Annotated in this window: 19 protein-coding genes and 2 pseudogenes; 7 read left to right on the forward strand and 14 right to left on the reverse strand. The window is 69.6% G+C overall.

From position 1 onward, the window contains the following. Nucleotides 1–12 precede the first annotated feature (12 nt). Nucleotides 13–771 (forward strand): SDR family oxidoreductase, encoded by a 759-nt coding sequence (locus M6444_RS01280; protein WP_298322110.1) that lies wholly within the window; start codon nucleotides 13–15, stop codon nucleotides 769–771. 6 nt (nucleotides 772–777) lie between these two features. Here M6444_RS01280 and alc read toward each other — a convergent pair whose 3' ends face one another. From alc to M6444_RS01310, 6 genes are read right to left on the reverse strand one after another with little or no spacing between them, the layout of a single operon-like run. Then, a complete protein-coding gene (gene alc, locus M6444_RS01285) occupies nucleotides 778–1,944 on the reverse strand; it encodes an allantoicase (protein ID WP_298322112.1) in 1,167 nt (388 codons plus the stop codon). Continuing rightward, nucleotides 1,928–3,253: an allantoinase AllB gene (allB, locus tag M6444_RS01290; RefSeq protein WP_298322115.1), complete on the reverse strand. Its 1,326-nt coding sequence runs from the start codon at nucleotides 3,251–3,253 to the stop codon at nucleotides 1,928–1,930. The genes alc and allB overlap by 17 nt, the downstream gene beginning before the upstream one ends. Beyond that, nucleotides 3,250–4,482, reverse strand: coding sequence for an aldolase/citrate lyase family protein (locus M6444_RS01295; protein ID WP_298322117.1), 1,233 nt, complete (start codon nucleotides 4,480–4,482; stop codon nucleotides 3,250–3,252). The genes allB and M6444_RS01295 overlap by 4 nt, the downstream gene beginning before the upstream one ends. Then, on the reverse strand, nucleotides 4,479–6,665 hold the full coding sequence (locus M6444_RS01300; protein ID WP_363326200.1) for a molybdopterin cofactor-binding domain-containing protein: 2,187 nt from the start codon (nucleotides 6,663–6,665) through the stop codon (nucleotides 4,479–4,481). The genes M6444_RS01295 and M6444_RS01300 overlap by 4 nt, the downstream gene beginning before the upstream one ends. A 38-nt stretch (nucleotides 6,666–6,703) precedes the next feature. Beyond that, the gene (locus M6444_RS01305; RefSeq protein WP_298322121.1) at nucleotides 6,704–7,171 is read right to left on the reverse strand and encodes a (2Fe-2S)-binding protein; all 468 of its coding nucleotides are present in this window, start codon (nucleotides 7,169–7,171) and stop codon (nucleotides 6,704–6,706) included. Nucleotides 7,172–7,178: 7 nt separating this feature from the next. After that, nucleotides 7,179–8,033 (reverse strand): FAD binding domain-containing protein, encoded by an 855-nt coding sequence (locus M6444_RS01310; protein WP_298322123.1) that lies wholly within the window; start codon nucleotides 8,031–8,033, stop codon nucleotides 7,179–7,181. A gap of 137 nt (nucleotides 8,034–8,170) precedes the next feature. Between M6444_RS01310 and M6444_RS01315 the strand changes: the two genes are divergently transcribed. From M6444_RS01315 to M6444_RS01325, 3 genes are all read left to right on the forward strand, one after another. Further along, nucleotides 8,171–9,709: a PucR family transcriptional regulator gene (locus M6444_RS01315; RefSeq protein ID WP_298322125.1), complete on the forward strand. Its 1,539-nt coding sequence runs from the start codon at nucleotides 8,171–8,173 to the stop codon at nucleotides 9,707–9,709. A gap of 273 nt (nucleotides 9,710–9,982) precedes the next feature. Beyond that, on the forward strand, nucleotides 9,983–10,324 hold the full coding sequence (locus M6444_RS01320; RefSeq protein ID WP_363326195.1) for a DsbA family protein: 342 nt from the start codon (nucleotides 9,983–9,985) through the stop codon (nucleotides 10,322–10,324). After that, entirely contained in the window at nucleotides 10,321–10,470 is a 150-nt protein-coding gene (locus M6444_RS01325) for a hypothetical protein (protein WP_298322127.1), read from the forward strand. The genes M6444_RS01320 and M6444_RS01325 overlap by 4 nt, the downstream gene beginning before the upstream one ends. A 17-nt stretch (nucleotides 10,471–10,487) precedes the next feature. Here M6444_RS01325 and M6444_RS01330 read toward each other — a convergent pair. Next, nucleotides 10,488–10,910, reverse strand: a pseudogene (locus M6444_RS01330) (helix-turn-helix domain-containing protein). A gap of 135 nt (nucleotides 10,911–11,045) precedes the next feature. Here M6444_RS01330 and M6444_RS22835 point away from each other — a divergent pair. Further along, a pseudogene (locus M6444_RS22835) lies at nucleotides 11,046–11,129 on the forward strand (FMN-dependent NADH-azoreductase); the annotation flags it as partial. A gap of 28 nt (nucleotides 11,130–11,157) precedes the next feature. Here M6444_RS22835 and M6444_RS01335 read toward each other — a convergent pair. The 3 genes from M6444_RS01335 to M6444_RS01345 all read right to left on the reverse strand — a co-directional run bounded on the left by M6444_RS01335 (nucleotide 11,158) and on the right by M6444_RS01345 (nucleotide 13,882). Beyond that, nucleotides 11,158–11,784 (reverse strand): NAD(P)H-dependent oxidoreductase, encoded by a 627-nt coding sequence (locus tag M6444_RS01335; protein ID WP_298322129.1) that lies wholly within the window; start codon nucleotides 11,782–11,784, stop codon nucleotides 11,158–11,160. Continuing rightward, on the reverse strand, nucleotides 11,781–12,896 hold the full coding sequence (locus tag M6444_RS01340) for an LLM class flavin-dependent oxidoreductase (protein WP_298322131.1): 1,116 nt from the start codon (nucleotides 12,894–12,896) through the stop codon (nucleotides 11,781–11,783). Before M6444_RS01340 ends, M6444_RS01335 begins: the two co-directional genes overlap by 4 nt. A 98-nt stretch (nucleotides 12,897–12,994) precedes the next feature. After that, entirely contained in the window at nucleotides 12,995–13,882 is an 888-nt protein-coding gene (locus tag M6444_RS01345) for an enoyl-CoA hydratase (protein ID WP_298322133.1), read from the reverse strand. Between the two features lie 126 nt (nucleotides 13,883–14,008). On the opposite strand from M6444_RS01345, the gene M6444_RS01350 reads away from it, so the two are divergent. Beyond that, nucleotides 14,009–14,461, forward strand: a complete 453-nt coding sequence (locus M6444_RS01350; protein ID WP_298322135.1) for a MarR family transcriptional regulator — start codon at nucleotides 14,009–14,011, stop codon at nucleotides 14,459–14,461. Here M6444_RS01350 and M6444_RS01355 read toward each other — a convergent pair. From M6444_RS01355 to M6444_RS01370, 4 genes are all read right to left on the reverse strand, one after another. Beyond that, on the reverse strand, nucleotides 14,458–15,075 hold the full coding sequence (locus M6444_RS01355; protein ID WP_298322136.1) for a LysE family transporter: 618 nt from the start codon (nucleotides 15,073–15,075) through the stop codon (nucleotides 14,458–14,460). The two genes, M6444_RS01350 and M6444_RS01355, sit on opposite strands and share 4 nt — an antisense overlap. 76 nt (nucleotides 15,076–15,151) lie before the next feature. Continuing rightward, nucleotides 15,152–15,940 (reverse strand): AraC family transcriptional regulator, encoded by a 789-nt coding sequence (locus M6444_RS01360; protein ID WP_298322138.1) that lies wholly within the window; start codon nucleotides 15,938–15,940, stop codon nucleotides 15,152–15,154. Nucleotides 15,941–16,030: 90 nt separating this feature from the next. Then, nucleotides 16,031–17,281 carry an MFS transporter gene (locus M6444_RS01365; RefSeq protein ID WP_298322139.1) on the reverse strand — a complete coding sequence of 417 codons (1,251 nt, stop codon included), beginning with the start codon at nucleotides 17,279–17,281 and terminating at the stop codon, nucleotides 16,031–16,033. A gap of 65 nt (nucleotides 17,282–17,346) precedes the next feature. Further along, entirely contained in the window at nucleotides 17,347–18,237 is an 891-nt protein-coding gene (locus M6444_RS01370; protein ID WP_298322141.1) for a LysR family transcriptional regulator, read from the reverse strand. A gap of 176 nt (nucleotides 18,238–18,413) precedes the next feature. Between M6444_RS01370 and M6444_RS01375 the strand changes: the two genes are divergently transcribed. After that, complete coding sequence (locus M6444_RS01375; RefSeq protein ID WP_298322143.1) at nucleotides 18,414–19,052, forward strand: isochorismatase family protein; 639 nt, start codon at nucleotides 18,414–18,416, stop codon at nucleotides 19,050–19,052. Nucleotides 19,053–19,057: the final 5 nt, after the last annotated feature.

The following is a 19,057-nucleotide window of genomic DNA, read 5'->3' on the forward strand; positions in this document are numbered from 1 at the left end:
CAAAGGATTCTCATGCCTCACCCGGACCTGACCGGCCGCGTCGTGATCGTCACCGGCGCCGGCTCCGGCATCGGACGAGCCGCAGCCGTCGCATTCGCCCGGGCCGGTGCAAACGTCCTCGGCGTCGGTCGCCGCCGAACGGCGCTGCAGGAGACCGCCGCTGAACACCCGAACGTGGCGACGTTCCCGGCCGATCTGCGCGCGGACGGCGCCGGCGGCACGATCGTTCGAGCGGCAACCGAACGATGGGACCGGGTCGACGTCGTGGTGAACAATGCCGGCGTCACGGCCGCTATGCCGCTCGCCGACACCGACGCCGCACGCGTCTCGGATCTGTTCGCACTCAACGTCGTCGCACCAAGCCTGCTCGCCACCGCGGCGCTGCCGTACCTCCGCACGACCCATGGTGTGATCGTCAACGTCTCGAGCACCTACGGGCATCGCCCGATGCCCGGCGCCGCGCACTACGCGGCCTCGAAGGCGGCGTTGGAGCAACTCACTCGCTCGTGGGCGGTCGAACTCGCGGCCGACGGGGTGCGGGTGAACGCGGTGGCCCCAGGGCCGACCGAGAGCGAAGCCCTGACCGCGGCCGGACTCAGCGAGGGCGTCGTCGAATCGATCAAGGCCGAGGAAGCCCGCCGGATCCCGCTCGGTCGTCGCGGGGAGCCCGACGAGGTCGCGTCGTGGATCGTCCGGCTCGCCGACCCCACGGCGACCTGGCTGACCGGTCAGGTCCTGACGGTCGACGGCGGCCTGGAACTCGTCGGCTGATGCGCGTCACGCGGGCAAGCCGGTGAGGGCCGCCCACGCGGCCGCGTCGGGCCCGTCACCGCTCACGCGCGCTGCCGCCAAGGCTTTAGCCGACCCATAAGGCCGGCCGGCGGCCAGTCCCTTCGCCCACTGCTCACTCGCCCCGCCCCACCCGGCGAGCGCGGCGACCGCCCACGGCGTCGGCAGCAGGTCGTACCAGCGCAGGAACATCGCCGCGCGCCCGGACGGCGTCGGGGCACCGATCGCGCGGAAGCGCGCGAGCCCGCCGTCGGGATGGATGTCCAGCCGGAGCTGGGCGACATCGCGGTCGGAATCCAGCAGGAACCGGTTGGCGGTGTCGGGTTGCAGCCGCACCCGTGGCATCAGCTGCGCCGGCTCGGGCTGCAGCGCCGAGACAACTGCCGCGCCGGGTGCGTTGCCGACGAAGCACGTCGTGTCGATCTCCAGCCGGCCCACGACGCCGTCGGTCGCGAGGTCGATGACGACCCAGTCGTGGCCCTGATCTCGGCGGCGAGCGGTCTCCCAGCCCTCCCCCATGACGCGTGCGGGCCCGGGGATCAGCAGATTGGCCGGCGAGCTGTAGAACGTGTCACTGCAGTCCGCGATCGCCGCACCGTGCTCCAACGCGGCCAGATCGAACGACCGGCCCGCCACCCACCGGGGATCACCCACCGGTTGGCCGTGGACGCGCAGCCGGGCGATGCCGCCGTCGGGATACTGCCGCAGCCGAACGTGGGTGACCAGTCGCGAATGCTCGACGTCGAAGGTGGCCCGGGCGTTGCCCTCCACCGGGGATCTGGCGACGATCTCCTCCCACGCGGGCTCGTCGACCTGCGCCGCCCTCGCCTCGCCCAGGGGGTCGACGCCGGCCGCGTCGATGGCACACTCCGGCGGATAGTTGCCGGTGAACCAGGTGGTGTCCACGACGATGCCGTGGACGATGCCGGGCATGCCCAGCCGCACGACCGCCCAATCGTGGCCGTGATCACGCCGGCGCCGGGTCTCCCAGCCGTCGACGATCTGCCCGCGGTTCCCGAACGTGCGCGGCTGGAAGGCCGGGTCACCGGGCTTGATCAGGTTCTCTTTCTCACCGAACATCTCGTCGTTGGCTGCGATGACGCTCCCACCGCTGGTGCGCACGGCGAGGTCGGGTAGGTCACGCCACGTGGGCATCGTCACCCCTTCGTTCCAGGAGCTGACCCCGTGGAGCCTGCCCGTCGACCAGTTCACCGCGCAGCCAGGTCGCGTGAACCACGCCGGACATCGCGCGTCCGGCATACGGGGTGTTCGCATGCCGGTGATGCAGCTGAGCGGCGTCGACGACGAACTCAGCGTCCGGGGCGAAGGCGACGAGGTCGGCGTCGCGCCCGATCTCGATCGCGCCCTTGGCCACCAAACCGGCCAATGCGGCTGGGCCGGTCGACATCCACCGGGCGACGTCGGTGAGTCCGAACCCTCGCTGCTTCGCCTGCGTCCACACCGCCGGCAGCCCGACCTGCAGGCCGGCGACGCCGCCCCAAGCTGTCGCGAAATCCGCCGTCTTGAGCTCCGGCGGACACGGTGAATGGTCGGAGACGACGACGTCGATCACCCCCGAAGCCAAGCCCAGCCACAACGCGTCGCGGTTCGCGGCCTCGCGGATCGGCGGACAGCACTTGGCGGAGGTGTCGCCGTCGGCGATGTCCGCGGCGGTCAGGAAGAGATAGTGCGGACACGTCTCGGCCGTGATCGCCACGTTCTCGGATCGGGCAGCGGCGATCAGCGGCAGCACTCCCGCACTGGAGACATGCACGACGTGCACGCGCGCGCTCGTCCGCCGGGCCGCCTCGATCAGCCTGGCCACCGCGGCATGCTCCACCTCCGGTGGCCGCGACGCCAGGAACCGCGCATAGGTAGGCCCCGCAGCGGCGGGTGCGGCGTCGATCACCTCCGGCGCCTCGGCGTGGACGATGCACAGCGCCCCGAGCCGGGCGGTCTCGGCCAGAGTCTCGTCCAGGGCCGCGCCGACGAGGTGGCCGAACTCCGGAACCCCGGACGGCGACAAGAACGCCTTGAAACCGAACACGCCACCGGCATGCAGCTTCTCCAGGTCACCGAGATCGCCCCCGGCCGCACCGCCCCAGAAACCGACGTCGACGTGGATCTTCGGCTCGGCGGCTGCTCGCTTGGCGGCCAGGCTCTCCACGGTGGTGGTCGGCGGCAGACAGTTCAGCGGCATGTCGATCAGCGTGGTGACGCCGCCGGCCGCGGCTGCTTTGGTTGCCGTCGCGAAGCCCTCCCACGAGGTGCGACCGGGCTCGTCGACGTGCACGTGGGTGTCGACCAGACCGGGCAGCAGGGCGAGCTCACCCAGATCGATCAGGCCGGGGTCGGACACGCTGCCGAACGGCTCGATCGCGTCGATCCGACCCGCCTGCACGACGACGTCGGCCGGCCGTGTTCCACCGGGCCGGACGACTCGGCGTGATCGAAACGCGGTCACCGCACCACCTCGCGCAGCGATCCGGCTTCGAGCTCGTCCTCGGTGAACGCACCGCAGTCCAGTCCTCGTCGCACGAAACCCGCCAGCGCGTGCACCGTCGCCGGTTCATCCTGGACACCCCGCACACCGCCCTCGCCGCCGTAGTCCCGTAGCCGCGCTGACGCATCGGCCATACCGGCCCGGAAGAAGGCGTAGGTGGCCAGGTACCGGGTGGGCAACTGCGCAGGGTGCAGGTCCCACCCCTGGTAGAAGCCACGCTCCAGGGACCGCCGGACCAGGCGGGCATGCAGCGCCCAGGCCGAGCGCACCGCCGCCGAGTCTCCGACCGGGACGACGTTGGTGGACCCATCCGAGATCGACACGCCGGTCCCGGCCGCGGCGAGTTGCATCACCGCTCGCGCGTGGTCGGCGACCGGATGCTCCAGGCTCTGGTACCCGGCGGCGATACCGCACGCCGCGCTGTAGTCGTACGTCCCGTAGTGCAGTCCGCTCAGCCGGCCGGAGGCCGCGTGCACGATGCGAGCCACGGTCGCCGTGCCGTCCGCGGCGAGGATCACCTGTGGCGTCTCGACCTGAACCTCGAACCGCAGCCGGCCACGAGGCAGGGCGTACGCATCTTCCAGCCGTTCGCACAGCCGGTCCATCGCCTCCACCTGCGCCACCGTCGTCACCTTCGGCAACGTCACGACGAACCCGTCCGGCAGCGGCCCGCCCGCCAGAACGCCACCGAGAAACAGATCGAGCGTCCGGATCCCCCGGGCGCGAGTCGCAGCCTCGAACGACTTGACCCGGGGGCCGATGCTCGGCGGGCACGTGCCCTGCTCGACGGCGCGGCGCACCGCCGCACCGGCCGCCGCGGCCAGCGCGTCCTCGTCGTCGTCGGAACACGGGCCGAGCCCGTCCTCGAAGTCCACGCGCAGGTCTTCGATCGGCTCTCGAGCGAGCTTGTCGCGCACCAGCGGTAACGAAGCAGCGACCACCGCCGGAGGCAGGTCGAGCAGCCGCGCGAGCTCATCCGTCCCGGGCGCATGATCAGCCAGCGCGGCCAGCGCCGCAGCGCCCCAGCTCCGAACCGCGTCCGCAGTGTAGGTGTGAGCCGGCACGTAGACGGTGTGGACCGGCTGCCTGGCGTCCTGGTCACCGGGATACATCCGGGCCGCGTCGGCGTCAGCGCCGGCCAGCATGCCGTCGACCTCGGCCAGGACCGTGTGGTCCAACCGCGCCTTCATGGTGTGGTCCCGGTGAGGTGCTCGGGCCGGACCGGGATGCGTGTCAGCCCGTGACCGGTCGCCGCCCGCACCGCCGCCACGATCGCCGGGGTGGACGAGATGGCCGGTGGCTCGCCGACGCCGCGCAGCCCGTACGGTGCGTGCGGGTCGGCCAGTTCGAGGACGTCCACCTGCATCGGTGGCATGTCGAGGATGGTGGGTATCAGGTAGTCGGTGAACGACGGGTTGGCAATGGTGCCGTCGACCACCTGGACCTCCTCCATCAGCGCCAGGCCGAGCCCTTGCGCGCTGCCGCCGATGATCTGCCCGCGGACCCCGTCCGGGTTCATCGCCTTGCCGACGTCCTGGGCGGTGGCCAGCTCGACGACCTTGATCAGACCCAGCTCGGTGTCCACGTCGACCACCGCCCGATGCGCGGCGAAGGCGTACTGGACATGGGCATTGCCCTGGCCGTGCTCGTCCAGTGGTGCCGTGGGGCGATGCCGCCATTCGACGGTCTCGTCGACCACCGTCGCGTCGTCCAGGGCGGCGGGGTCGGGTGCGCGAGCGCGCACCGCCCGGCACGCGGCAAGTACGGCCCCACCGGTCATGTACGACTGTCGCGAGGCCGACGTCGAACCGGCGCTGCCGATACCGGTGTCGGCCGGCAAGACGGTCACCTGGTCGACGCCGAGCTCGGTCCGCACGATCTGGGTCAGCAGGGTCACCAGGCCCTGCCCGACCTCGGCCGCGGCGGTGTGCACGGCGACGGCCGGAACGCCGCCCACCTTCTCCAGGCGCACGCTGGCGGTCGCGTAGTCGTCGAAAGCCTCGGAGAAGCACACGTTCTTGATGCCGATGCCGTAACCCACGCCGCGTACCACGCCCTCGCCGTGCGTCGTGTTGGCTACGCCGCCGGGCAGCTCACGCAGGTCGAACGTCGCTTCGTTCGTCGAAGCGGGTGGCAACGGCGCGGCCTTGACTCGCTCGAGCAACTCCGCGACCGGCGCGGCGGAGTCGACGACCTGCCCGGTCGGCATGACCGAGCCTTCGCTCATCGCGTTGACCACCCGTAGATCGGCCGGATCCATACCGAGCTCGGCGGCCAGCAGGTCCATCTGCGACTCGTAGGCGAACGCGACCTGGACGGCACCGAAACCGCGCATCGCCCCGCAGGGCGGATTGTTGGTGTAGACGCCCCAGCACTCGATGTTCACGTTCGCCACGTCGTACGGGCCGACACCGAGCGTGGCGGCATTGGCCACGACGGCCCGAGTGCTGGACATGTAGGCCCCGCCGTCGAGGATGATCTCCGCCTTGACGTGAGTCAGGCGTCCGTCGCGGGTCGCTGCGTGCTCGTAATGCAGCCGGGCCGGGTGCCGGTGCACGTGGCCGAAGAACGACTCTTCGCGGGAGTAGACCATCTTGACCGGCCGGCCGGTGTGCAGCGCGAGCAGGCACGCGTGGACGTGCATGGACAAGTCCTCGCGGGCGCCGAACGCGCCGCCGACCCCGGCGAGCGTCAGGCGCACCTTGTCCGGTGCCAGCCCCAGGCACGCGGCCACCTGGTCGCGATCGACGTGGAGCCACTGGGTGGCGACGTACAGGTCGACCCCGCCGTCGTCGGCCGGCACGGCCAGCCCGGACTCCGGGCCGAGGAACGCCTGGTCCTGCATCCCCACTTCATAGTCGCCGGACACCACCACCTCGCCCGGTGCTTCCGGGTCGCCGGCGCGCACGGTCAGGTGCCGGACGACGTTGCCGTCCGGGTGCACTCGCGGCGCGGTCGGGTCGATGGCGCGTCGGGGGTCGGTCAACGGTTCGAGGACGTCGTAGCCGACGACGATGCGGGCCGCGGCTCGCCGGGCGGTCTCGGGATGGTCGGCGGCCACGATCGCGACGGGCTCCCCCTGGTAGCGCGCGATTCCGTCGCACAGCACCGGCTGGTCGGCGTGTTCGAGTCCGTACCGCGGGTGGCCGGGCACGTCGGCTTGGGTCAACACCGCGTACACGCCCGGAATCGCCAGCGCCGGCCCGGCGTCGAACCGCGTGATCCGTGCGTGCGGGTGCGGACTGCGCAACGTCGTCCCCCACACCATGTCATCGGCCCACAGGTCGCTGGAGTAGGCGAACTCGCCGCGCGCCTTGAGCGCACCGTCCGGACGGAGCACGCGCTCGCCCACGCCGCCGGTGCCGACGCCGATGAGCGGACGGCGTACGTCGGTGGTCGGTTGCGGCACGCTTACCCCGCCTTCCGTTCCGCGGCCAGGCGCACCGCGTCGAGGATCTGCTCGTAGCCGGTGCAGCGGCACAGATTGCCCGCCAGCGCCTCCCGGATCTCGACGTCGCTCGGCCGCGGCACCCGTTCGAGCAGGTCGTGCGTCGCGACGATCAATCCGGGTGTACAGAAGCCGCACTGGACCGCGCCCGCGCTGACGAACGCCTCCTGGACCGGGTCGAGGCCCTCGTCGGCGCCGAACCCCTCCACCGTGCGGATCTCGTGCCCGTCGGCCTGGCCCGCGGCGACCAGGCAGGCGCACACCACCGCTCCGTCCAGCTCGACGGTGCACGAGCCGCATTCACCTTGCTCGCACGCGTTCTTCGAGCCCGGCATGCCCAGTCGCTCACGCAGCACGTACAGCAGGCTCTCGCCTTCCCACACGTCGTCGACCTGCCGGCGTTCTCCGTTGACGGTCGTTGTCAGCCGCACGGTGCGCTCACCCCCTCCGGTAGGCGTCCCACGTCCAGCCCAGCGTGCGCCGTGCCAGCACGGCCAAGGCATGCGCCCGGTACCGGGCCGAGCCGCGCACGTCGTCCACCGGATCCGCCGCTGCGGCCACCAGCTCCCCGAAGCGCCGGGCCACGTCGTCAGACAGCGGGCCGCCGCCGTCCCAGTCCAGCTCACGTGCCGCGAACCGTTCGGCGGCGCCAGCGCGTCGTGGTGTCGGGGCCGCCGACCCGATCCCGGTGCCGACACGTCGTACGTGCGGATGCAGCGCGACCGCGACCGAACACACCGCGATCACCATCGCGTTGCGGGTACCGATCTTCGCGAACTGCTGCGGGCCGGTCGCCGACGGCACGAGGATCGCCGTGATCAACTCGTCGGCTTCGAGGACATGCTGTTTGACGCCGGTGCAGAACTCGCTCAGCGCGACCGTGCGAATTCCGCGGACCGATTCCACCTCGACCTGCGCCTCGGCCGCCAGCAGCGGCGGGAGCGCGTCGCCGGCCGGTGACGCGCTGCCCAGGTTGCCGCCCACCGTCCCCCGGTTGCGGATCTGCGGCGAACCGACCGTGCGCGCGGCCATCGCCAGCCCCGGAAGCCGATCGCCGAGCTGATCGATGATGTGGCTGTACGTCACCCCGGCCCCGAGCCGGACGGTGTCACCGTCGACGGCCCACTGCTGTAGGTCGCCGGCCCCGGCCAGGTCGAGCAAGGCGTCGGGGCGCAGCCGGTCGAAGTTCACGTCGACCATGACGTCGGTACCGCCGGCGATCGGCACCGCGCCCGGATGGTCGGCCTTCGTCGCCACGGCGTCCGCCCTACTCCGTGCTCGCAGGAACTCCATCGCCGCGCCCGTATCCCCTCGTCCTGCTCGCATTAGACACCCCGCCGCACGGCGGGCACAGCCACCGCGGCCACCAAGACACGGTGGTTTCCGACCCCTGCGGTTGTACGATCCTCCAAAGGGAAGGCCTCGCCGACATGGACCTGCGCGACCTCGTGGAAGCCCCCGGGCTCGGCCTGACGTTGCTGTACGGCGAGCAGGCGTTGTCCCGCCCGATCCGGTCGGTCTTCACCACCGACCTGATCGACCCGGGGCGGTATCTCACCGAAGGCGCTCTCGTCCTCACCGGCTTGATGTGGCGCCGCGACCCGGACGACAGCGACAGGTTCGTCCGGGTCCTCGCCCACGCACGGGTGGCCGCCCTGGCTGCTGGGGAGGCAGCGTTCGGTTCGATCCCGGCCGGCGTCGTGCAGGCCTGTCGCCGACACCGAGTGCCTCTCGTGGCCGTCCCGGTCGATGTGTCATTCGCACAGGTCAGCGAGCTGGTGACCACGCGCGACGACGCCGAGCGCGAGCGCGCCCTGGCCACGGCCCTCGGCCGCGAACGCCGACTGCTCGCGGCCATCACCGAGGGCCGGTCCCTGGATGAGCTGCTCACCATGATCGGGCACGACACCGGCGTCACCTGCCGGGTGCTGACGCCGACCGGTCGCAGTGTCGCGGCACCGGCAGGACCACTCGACACCGCGGACACCGACGCCGTCTGCCGCACGTTCCAGCTCGCCGAGCGCCTGCCCAGCGCAGTGTCCCTGCCGACCGGGCGGACGGTGTCCGTCGTCGATGTCGAGCCGCGGCTCGGGCAGTCGATGACACCGTGGTTCCTCGTCTGCGACGGCGACCACCGCACCTGGGACGACGACGCGCACGTGAGCTTGCGCGACCTGGGCGCCGTGATCGCTGCGCAGCGCCGTCGTTGGGACGAGGACCGGCGGTCCACGCGGCGCAGCGCCGATGACGTGATCGCGCTGACCGTCACGGGCCAAGCCTCCCGCGCCGAGCTCGCCGCCCGGATGGGCGACCTCGGCGCCGATCCCGGCAGGCCCTGCCTCGTCGCCGCGGCCATCGGCGCCGACGAGTTCCTCGACACCACGTGCGCCGTCCTGCACGACGCTGCCTCGCAGATTGCCGACCACCCGATCACCGGCGTCCGCGACGGGACCGCCATCACGATCCTCACGCGGGTGGCCGCTGGTGGCAGCGCCACCTTGCGGCGCGCCTTCGAGCGCCTGGCCGTCGGTTCCGGCCGGCTCGCGGTGGGGCTGTCCGGCGAGGTGTCGATGGACGCGCTGGCCGGCGCCATCGACGAGGCGGTGCACGCCGTGCGGACCGCTGAGCTGCGCGACCAGAAGGTCGCCGTCGTCACCAGCGATGAGATTCGCTCGCACGTGCTGTTGCTGGGCGCGGTGCCGGACGGGGTCCGCCACGCCTTCGCCGTCCGGGTGCTGGGAGGGGTGCTGGACTACGACGCCCGGCACGCCAGTGCCCTGCTGCCCACCCTGGACGCGTTCCTCCGGGCGGACGGGTCGTGGAGCCGGTGCGCTGCGGAGTTGCACGTCCACGTGAACACCGCCCGCTACCGCATCGGGCGGGTGGAGCAGCTCACCGGCCGGAATCTGTCGCGGCTGGAGGACCGTGTGGATCTCCTGTTGGCCCTGCGGTCGTTGCCGGCCCGTTGAGACCCGGGCCGTCGAAGGGGTGCCTACGCACGCCAAAGTGCCTTTTGTAGACCCCGCCTCACTAACTCATGATGGTGTTACGCACTCTCAGTGAGGTGAGAGCATGGCTGACCAACCGGCACCATCCGAGGGGTCGAAAGTCGCGATCCCACGGCGGCACGGCCGCCGACCTCCTGCGGCTCGGATAGCAGATGCAGAGGGTCGCGCGAACCGAGGGGCTCGACTACGCCATCGAGCGCCCTGACCGCCAACACCTTCGATCTGCATCGCGTGGTGCAGTACGCCAGAGAGCAAGGCCACGGGCACGAGTTCTTCTCCCGTGCTCAGGACGGCTTCTTCACCGGGACCCTCAACCCGTTCGGACCGGACGCCTTGGCCGAGACCGCAGAGTCGGTCGGACTGGACGCGCAGCGCGTCCGCGAGATCCTCGCGAACGACGAGTACGCCGATCGCGTGCACGCCGATCGCCGTGAGGCCCTCGACATGGGCGCCTCCGGCGTACCGTTCATCGTCTTCGACCGCCGGGTGGCTGCTCCGGGTGCCCACAAGGTCGCCGCGTACGGCCAGCTGCTGGAACAGGTGGCCGGACCAGTCCCGAGCGGGAGTGTGGCATGAGCGAGACGAGCCGGCTGCAGATCGTGACCGGACCGGTCAGCGGGTGGTGTGATCCGGTGACCGGGGTGTGCCACATCGAGACCGACGACGAGGTCGCGACCGAGCCCGACGACACCGCCGGCACCGAACCTGACGCTGCGAGCTGACCAGCGCCGCCGGCGGCTCAGTCCGCCGGCGCGCCGGCCCGCGCCTTCTCTCGGCCCACACCGGTCAGTTCACTGTTGGCGCGGTGTCTGGCGATCTCGTCGTGATGTGCGGCGGCCCACCCAGCCATCGCCATCACTGCGTCCAGCAACGACCGGCCCAGGTCCGTCAGTTCGTACTCCACGCGGGGCGGGACCTCGGCGTAGGCGGTTCATGTGAGCAGGCCGTCACGCTCCAGGTGCTTGAGGGTCTGGGTCAACATCCGCTGCGAGATGCCCGGGATGCTGGCCTGTAAGTCGGAGTAGCGCAGCGAACCGGAACCGAGCGTGCTGATGACCAAGACGGTCCATTTGTCACCAATACGGTCCAGCACCTCGCGGATGAACGCGCTGCCCTCCGGCCACGCCTGACACGGTCCGCTGATCCGTCGCGCCGCCGTCACCCCCTCACCCTTCCCAGCTGATCTGTAACCGCACTTCCAGTATGTGACATCGACACACGCCCGCGACACGCCACGACGGCTCACCGTGCCCGATCGCCCGGCGCGGACGGCGCTCCTCCGGAAAGGACATCCATCCTCATCGACGAATTCCTCGGTGCCGGCACCTACCTGTTCACGGTGCCGATGTACAACCTGACGATGCCGTCGGTGTTCAAAGCCGCGCCGTGAGAGGTGGTGGACCTCGTGATCAGGTCACCGTGGCTCGGGCGACGAGGAGCTCCCGAACGTCGGTGATGGCCATCTCGATGCGACCGTGGACCCGTGGCGTGAGCAATGTCGTGCCGTCGAAGTCGCCGGCGGAGGCGAAGACGGCGACGGGCACCGTCAACGACTGGAAAAACCCGAACAGCGGCCGCAACGCGTGCTCGAGCACCAGCGCGTGGTGCTCACCACCACCGGTGGCGGTCAGCAACACCGGCTTGTTCGCCAGCGCGTACTGGTCGACCAGGTCGAAGAAGTGCTTGAACAGGCCGGTGTAGGACCCGCGGAACACCGGGGTGGCGGCGATCAGCAGGTCCGCCTGCTCGGCTCGACGCAACGCGGCTTCGATCTCGGGTGCGACGCCCTCGCGCTCATGCGCGCCGGTGAAGGCGGGGCCGAGGCGGTAGGTGTCGATCCGGGCCGACTCGATGGTGACGCCGTCGTCGGCGAGCACCCGGGCGAGCGTCTGCAACACCACGTCGACCAGCCCCATGGTCTTGGACTTCTCGTTCGGGCTGCCGTTGACGACGGCGACCCGCAGGGTGCGTCGCGGGGTGACTCCGTTCTGGGCGCCGGCCGACGCCGGAGGCGTGCTGTCGATTCCGGTCGTCATGCCGCTACCTCCTTTCGTGCTGCGACCTCCTGGCGGACGACTGGAGCGACCTCGGTGCCGAGCAACTCGATCGCCGTCAGCACGTCCTTCTGTGGCATGCCACCGAATCCGATCTGGATCAGGGCCCGGTCCAGGCCGTAGATCTGGTGGTAGGTGAGCAGTTTGTCGATCACCTCCTGCGGGCTGCCGACAACGAGCCCGGCAGCGGGCGAAGTCTGTGCGTCGAACACCGCACGTGGCATGGTGAAGCCGCGTCCGCGCTGGTGGTTGTTCTCCTGCATCCCCTGGGCGAAGTAGGGATACATGATGTCGCGCGCGGCCTGGCTGCTGCTGGCGACGTAACCGTGCAGGTTGATGCTGGTCCGCAGGGTGGCCGGGTCGTGCCCGGCTTGCTCGGCGGCCTGGCGGTAGGCCTCGACGGCCTGCTCCTGCTGGGTGATCGGGCCGAGCAGCAGGGCGAGCGCCATGGGCAGGCCCAGGCGTCCGGTGTTGATCGCTGAGGCCAGCGTGCCACCGACACCGACCCAGATCGGCAGCTGGTCTTGCAGGGCACGCGGACCGACGTCGGCGTGGTCCAGGTCGGGCCGGAGCCGGCCGCGCCAGGTGATCGGATTCTGCTCGCGGATCTGCAGGAGCAGATCGAGCTTCTCTCGGAACAGGTCGGCGTAGTCCTGGAGGTCGTAGCCGAACAGCGGGAACGATTCGGTGTACGAGCCGCGCCCGGCGATGATCTCCGCGCGGCCGCCGGAGAGCTGGTCGAGGGTGGCGAACTGCTCCCACACCCGGACCGGATCGTCCGAGCTGAGTACGGTGACCGAACTCGTCAGCCGGATCCGCTCCGTTGCTTCGGCAGCCGCTGCCAGTACCACCGGCGGCGCGGAGCCGACGAAGTCGGTCCGGTGATGCTCACCCACCGCGAAGAGGTCGAGGCCGACCTGGTCAGCGACCCGAGCCTGCTCGATCGTCTCCCGTGCGCGTTGGTGCGCCGACGGTGTCGTGCCGGTGACGGGGTCCGCGGTGATCTCGACGAAGGTCATGTGCCCGATTTCGAATGCGGAGCGCGCGGCTGCGGTGCCCGCTCGGTCGACCTTGGTGGTGTCGGTGTCGTTCATGCTCTGTCTCTTTCGATGGGGACCTGGAGCTGGTCGACGACTGCCGACGCCGACCAGCTCCGGGTGCGACGTGATTAGGACGGATCAACTGGGCGAGGTCACACCTCGGTGTCGGGGAGGCCCCAGATGTCCCGGGTGAGGGCGAATCCGGCGGGGTCGATGTAGGCGCCGTCGTGCGCGATGCGGCTGTGCGCATGGCCCAGCGTGTGCACCGCGAACGCCGCTTGGAGTGCGTTCCACTGGCCCTGGATGTCCGCTGTCTGGTTCACGGACTTCTTGGCCATCCGGAGGCCGAATGCGGGACGTTCGGCGATGCGCTCGGCGAGGGCGAGCGTGGCGGACTCCAGTTCATCGCGCGCGACGACGCGAGAGACCATGCCGATCTGCTTGGCTTCCGCCGCCGTCATGGTCTCCCCGGTGAACAGGAACTCCTTGGCCCTGCGCGCACCCAGCTCCCACGGATGTAGGAAGAACTCGACGTGGCCGATGCCGAACCCGGTCACCGGATCGGCGAAGGTCGCGTCCTCGCTGGCCACGATCAGGTCGGCGGGCCACATGGTCATCATGCCGCCGGCGAAGACCCGCCCCTGGACCGCCGCGATGACCGGCTTGGGGAAGTTGCGCCAGCGCCAGTGCAGTTCGAGGAAGACCTCGGTCTCCCACGCCAGATCACCGGCGACACCGCCGCTGCCGAATCCACCTTCCAGCGTGACCTGCTCCATACCTTCCGTACTGAACAACGCTTCGACGTCGTGGCCGAGCGAGAAGTCGTCGCCCTCCGCCGCGAGCACGAACACGGCGACCGAATCGTCGGCCGCGGCTCGCTTGTAGGCCGCATCGAGTTGATAGAAGAGCCGCACGTCCTGCAGGTTCCCGTTCTCCGAGCGAGTCAGCGTCGCCCGAGCAACCCCCGGCGCCGGCTCGTCATACCGCACGCGATCGCCGGTCACCGCGGATTCGGGTTCGGGTCGGTCGTTCTCGGCCATGTCGTTCCCTTCTGCCATCGTGAAGCGACGCCTTGTGACGTCTCGACCCGCAGAACATTGTCTGCGCAGGCAGATATTCCCCGAATCATCTGCCTGCACAGACATGTGTCGCAGTAGACTGCCGACATGGCCAACCCACGCCTGAGCGAGCTGGAGCACGAAGCCTGGCAGGGCTTCCTCTACACCCATGACCACGTGTGGCGAGAGATCGAAGCCGGCCTGGCTCCGTTGAACGTCAGCATGGCGGAATACAGCGTGCTGGCCTTGCTCGGGGAAGCCGGCCGAAACGGCATGCGGATGTCCGAGCTCGCCCGGCGGCGCTTGATGTCCACCGGGGGTTTCACCCGCCTGGCCGACCGGCTCGAGCGTCGTGGCCTCATCGAGCGGCGGCAGGCTGCGGATGACGCGCGTGGCTTCGTCGCCGTACTGACCCCCGAAGGGCGCAACGTCCTGCGCCGGGCGTGGCGGCAGCAGTACGCGGACCTGCGCCGTCTCTTTTTCGACCGGCTCGACGACGACGACCTGCGCCACCTGGCGCGCATCTGGGCCAAGCTCGGAGCTGGGTCACCGACGCGCTAGCTGAGGAACTCGACGGTGAGGGCGACGACCATGCCGCCACCGAACAGGACGAGGAAGCCGCCCGAGAGCCTCGTGAGCCACGGGAGGATGCGGTCCAGGTGGGCCAGAGCACGTCGTGACCCGAGACCGACGGCGACGAAGACATCCCACACCAGAACGACGCAGAACATCCAGATGCCGTAGAGCACGAGTGTGAGCGGTGCCGCGGCTCGTACTGCGGCGGCGAGGCTGACGTAGAACAGCGCGTTCTTCGGGTTCAGCAGCCCTGAGGTCAGGCCGAGCCCGAGGTTCCTCAGCCAGGTCGTCCGCTGGGCGGTCAAGTCCTGATCGAGGTCGATCCGGCCACGTGATCTGAGGAATGCGGCGCCGATGAAGATCAAGAATCCACCGCCGGCGAGTTGGAGCGGGTCGAGCAGCGCCGGATGCGAAAGGAGTGAGAGTCCGGAGAACGCGGCCGCGATGAAGATCCCGTTCGCTGCGGCGATACCCAGGCACGCGCCGGTGGCGTTGCGCCAACCGCTGGTCATCGCGGTGCGCGCGATGAGGAAGAAGTCGACGCCGGGGATCAGCAACGCCAGGAGGTGCGCGATGACGACGGCGACGAACTGTTCCATCTCTCCCCCGGTGCGTGACGATGAGCCCGTCAAGCATTCAGGGGTTGTTCGGTCCGAGTCTTGTACGTTGTTGCAGTCAGCCCCGGTACGTGCCGGGCGAGGCCGCGACATGTGCGCGGAAGACGCGGTGGAAGTGACTCTGGTCGGTGAATCCCAGCGCGTGCGCCGTCTCGGCGATGGGATGACCCCCTCGAAGCATGCGCCGAGCCTGGATGATCCGGGCATTCTGTCGCCAGGCCAGCGGGGACAGTCCCGTGGCACGTCGCATCGCGCGGACGAGCTGGTACTTCGTCATGCCGATCATGCCGGCCAGCTCGCTCAACGCTGGATTCGACTCGTCGTGACGAAGACGATGCATGACCGGAGAAAGCCGGGCCGACAACTCGGGGTCGGCCTCACTCGCTACCAGATGAGCCGGTGACGCTGCTTCCAGTTCCGCGAACAAGACGGCCAACCGTGCCTCGATCGGTTCGGGGGCCGCGTCGGTGCAGATCGCGTCGGTCAGCGCACTGACCACCTGGTGCAGGCCGGGGCGACGTAGCACTCTGACCCCGTCGAGAAGGCGACTGGCTCGCATCCACCGCGCGAGTGAGGCCACCCAGTCTTGGTCCAGGTGAACCATCTGATACCGCCAGCGGTCCCCGTCCGGATTGCAGGCGTGTACGTGACCGGACGGGATGACGACGACGTCACCGGGTTCCAGTCGAATCGTGCCGTGCAGCGGACCGGTGAGCACCGAGGTTCCCGCATCGATCGCGCCGACCGAGAACGAGTCGTGGGTATGCGGCCGGTAGCAACGATTCTCTTGGCACGATCGCCGGGCCTCCAGATGCGGCAACGCCGTACTGCGCCAGAATTCAGCCACGGGACCTCCTTTTTCGGCTCGCGACACTGTGTCCGGCTTCCGACTGTGGCATCCGAGGTTACGCCGAGCCGGACCCCAGCGAGCCCGGCTTCACGTGCCCGAGCGCACGAGCACGCTGGCCCCGACGAGCAGGGCGAGCATGAGCGCACCGAACGTGAGAACGGCGGCGGCGGCCGGGACGGCCTGCAGCAGGATCCCGAGCAGAATGATCGGGACCGACATGCCGGCGTAGGCGGCCACGAAGAACCCGGCGAGCGCCTCGGCTCTGTTGGCCGCATCTGCGACCGAGACCACGGTCGTCACACTCGCTTTGAACAGCGTCCCCGTCCCCGCGCCCGTGACGATTCCACCGGCGAGAAAGGCGGGGAAGGCCACAACGAGAATCGCGAGGACGAGCAGGACGAGGCCCGTCGCCAAGGCCGTGACGCCGACCGCGCGCTGCACGCCGTTCGACCATCGCGCGGTGGCGATCTGAGCGGTCGCGGCCGCGCCGAACGCCGAAAACGCGATCAGCCCCGTCACGGCATGCGACGTGATGTGGAGTTGATCGGCCAGGAACGAGCCCGAGAGCGCGCTGAACACGCCGAACATCGCGAAGCCGACGAAGCCGGCGGTCAATGCTCCGGCATAGGCCGATCGGGACCGGTCGGGGACGACGACCCGTTGCGGCCGGTACCGCCACGATCCGTGCGCGACAGCGACGGTCTCGGGAACCAGCGACACCAGCAGCAAGCCGGCGATCATCGCGAACAACAGAATCAGGTACGGCGTGTACAGAGGTGCGGCCACGACATCGGCGAGGACCCCCGAGACGAGCATCCCCACCCCGATGCCACCGATGTTGGCGGCCGTGGCGGCCATCTCGGCACGGCCGCCACTCGCCTGGACGGCTGGGCTGCCGCCTCGCGCCCGGCTGGCCGCGTGCAGTTCGGTCATGTACGCCGTCGCCGTCGCCGTGAGCATGCCGACCCCGAAGCCGGAAACCGTCCGGGCGGCGATCACCCAGAGCAGGTCGGTCGACGTGAGAAAGACCAGGCCGGTCAGAATGTTGAGGAGCACGGCTGGCCCGAGCAGGCGCACGCGACCGAAGCGGTCCGACAGATGACCGGCCAGGAACAACGCCGTGCCGACGCCGACTGCGAACGCGGCGAACGCGACGGTGATACCGATGGTGCCGTAGCCACCTCGAGCCTGGTAGATCACGAACAGCGGCGCCGGAGCACCAGCGAACGCCATGGTGGCGGCGTAGGTGTAGCCGATGATCCAGAACCCCCGGGCGTGTGGCGCGGAGGTCGTGGCCGCGACGGAGGTGGCCGGTGGGGAGCCAGCAGGAGGGTTCACGCAGTCGAGCCTGCGCGAACCACGTCATCGAATCCAACGAATCTTCGAGATCCACAGTATCGCGATCAGTGATCGACGCCTGCCACACCGTCGAGCAATTCGGTGGCCAGAGCAGCTGCCGCCGCCGAGAGCGGCCGGCTCGCCGGGCGAGCCAGCCGTGCCGTCCAGACCAGCGCCGGCTCGACGTCCAGAACAGCGACGCGCGCATCGGTCGCCAGCACCGACTCCTGGAGGAACGCAAGGCCGAGCCCTTCCTGGACCAACCTCTGCGTCAGCGAGAAGTCGCTGGTCTCCAGGTGGACGTTGCGCTGCAGGCCGGCTCGCGCGAACGCGGCATCGACCACCGAGCGGTTGCCCCAGCCGATCGGGGAGTCGATGAAGGTCTCGTCAGCGATCTGATCGAGGGAGACGGTCCCTGAGCCGGCCAGGGGATGCGACGCATGGCACGCCAGCCGCAGCCGCTCGCTCGCCACGTGATCCAAGACGAGACCAGGCACGACGTCCGTGGTGGTGGCCACGAACGCAAGGTCGAGGTCGCCTCGGCGCAGCGCTTCGATCTGCCCCTGCGAACCTCGAGTCGACGACCGGCCGCGCACGACGACGTCGGGGTGTTTGTGCCGGAACGCCGCCAGGCGGTAGGCCATGTCGTAATCGCCGAACCGGAACATCATGCCGAGATTCACCGTCCCGGTGACCTGCCCACGGGTTGCGGCGACGGCGGCGGTCGCGGCTTCGAGGGCGGTGATGACTTCGCGGGCCTGAGGCAGCAGCGCCTCTCCGGCCGGCGTGAGGCTGATGGTGCGACCGCGGACGAACAGCGTGGCACCGAGCTCGCGCTCGAGCTGCCGGATGGCTGTCGACACCGCCGACTGCACCACCCTGGAGCGCTGGGCGCCAGCGGTGAAGGTTCCGGTCTCGGCGACGGCCAGGAAGTACTCGAGTTGATGCGGCTGCATGGCTTCAGGGTCGCACACTCATCTCGGTTGGAGATACATCGATTCACCAGGATTCGTTAGACACGATGACCACGCCAGCGCACGATCGAGGTGTGGCGCTGTTCAGAACAACTCGCGTCACACCTGCAAGGCGTCAGTAATTCCGACGCTCGGGACTCCCCCACGAAGGAAGTGTCATGGCATACACGCCGCTCACGGCCGACAACAGCGCAGTCGTCCTGATCGACCACGAGGTCGGCTTCTCGAACCTGATCGGGTCGCACCCGATCGCCGACAACCTCAACGCGACGCTCGCACTCGCTAAGACCGCCAAGGTTTTCGAGCTCCCTCTGGTGGTGACCTCGGCATACGAGGACTCGCCCGCGGGTCCCCTGTATCCCGAGCTGGTCGAGGTACTCGGCGACACGCCGGTCATCCACCGCGACCCCGTGTTCGACGCGTTCGACAGCGCCGAGTTCAGTGCGGCTGTCGAGGCCACCGGCCGCAAGAAGCTGATCATGGCGGGTGTGCTGACCGAGATCTGCCTCGCCTTCACCGCCCTCACCGCCCTGGACCAGGGTCACGAGGTGTACATCGTGGTGGACGCGTCGGCCGGGTCCACCAAGGAGACACACGATGCGGCGCTGATGCGACTGGTCCAGGCCGGGGCAGTCCCGGTGGATTGGATGACGGTGGGGTCCGAGGTCATGCGCGGATGGGTCGACCAGCCGAAGGCGCCGGCCTTCGGCGAGGTCATCTACACGCACTCGCCGGCCTGGCGCCACCTCGGTGCGCACACGTCGAGCGTGCGTGAGTTCGCCCAGAAGGCGTCGTGACGTCA

It is taken from the genome of Haloactinopolyspora sp. (assembly GCF_027324685.1).
Taxonomy (GTDB): domain Bacteria; phylum Actinomycetota; class Actinomycetes; order Jiangellales; family Jiangellaceae; genus Haloactinopolyspora.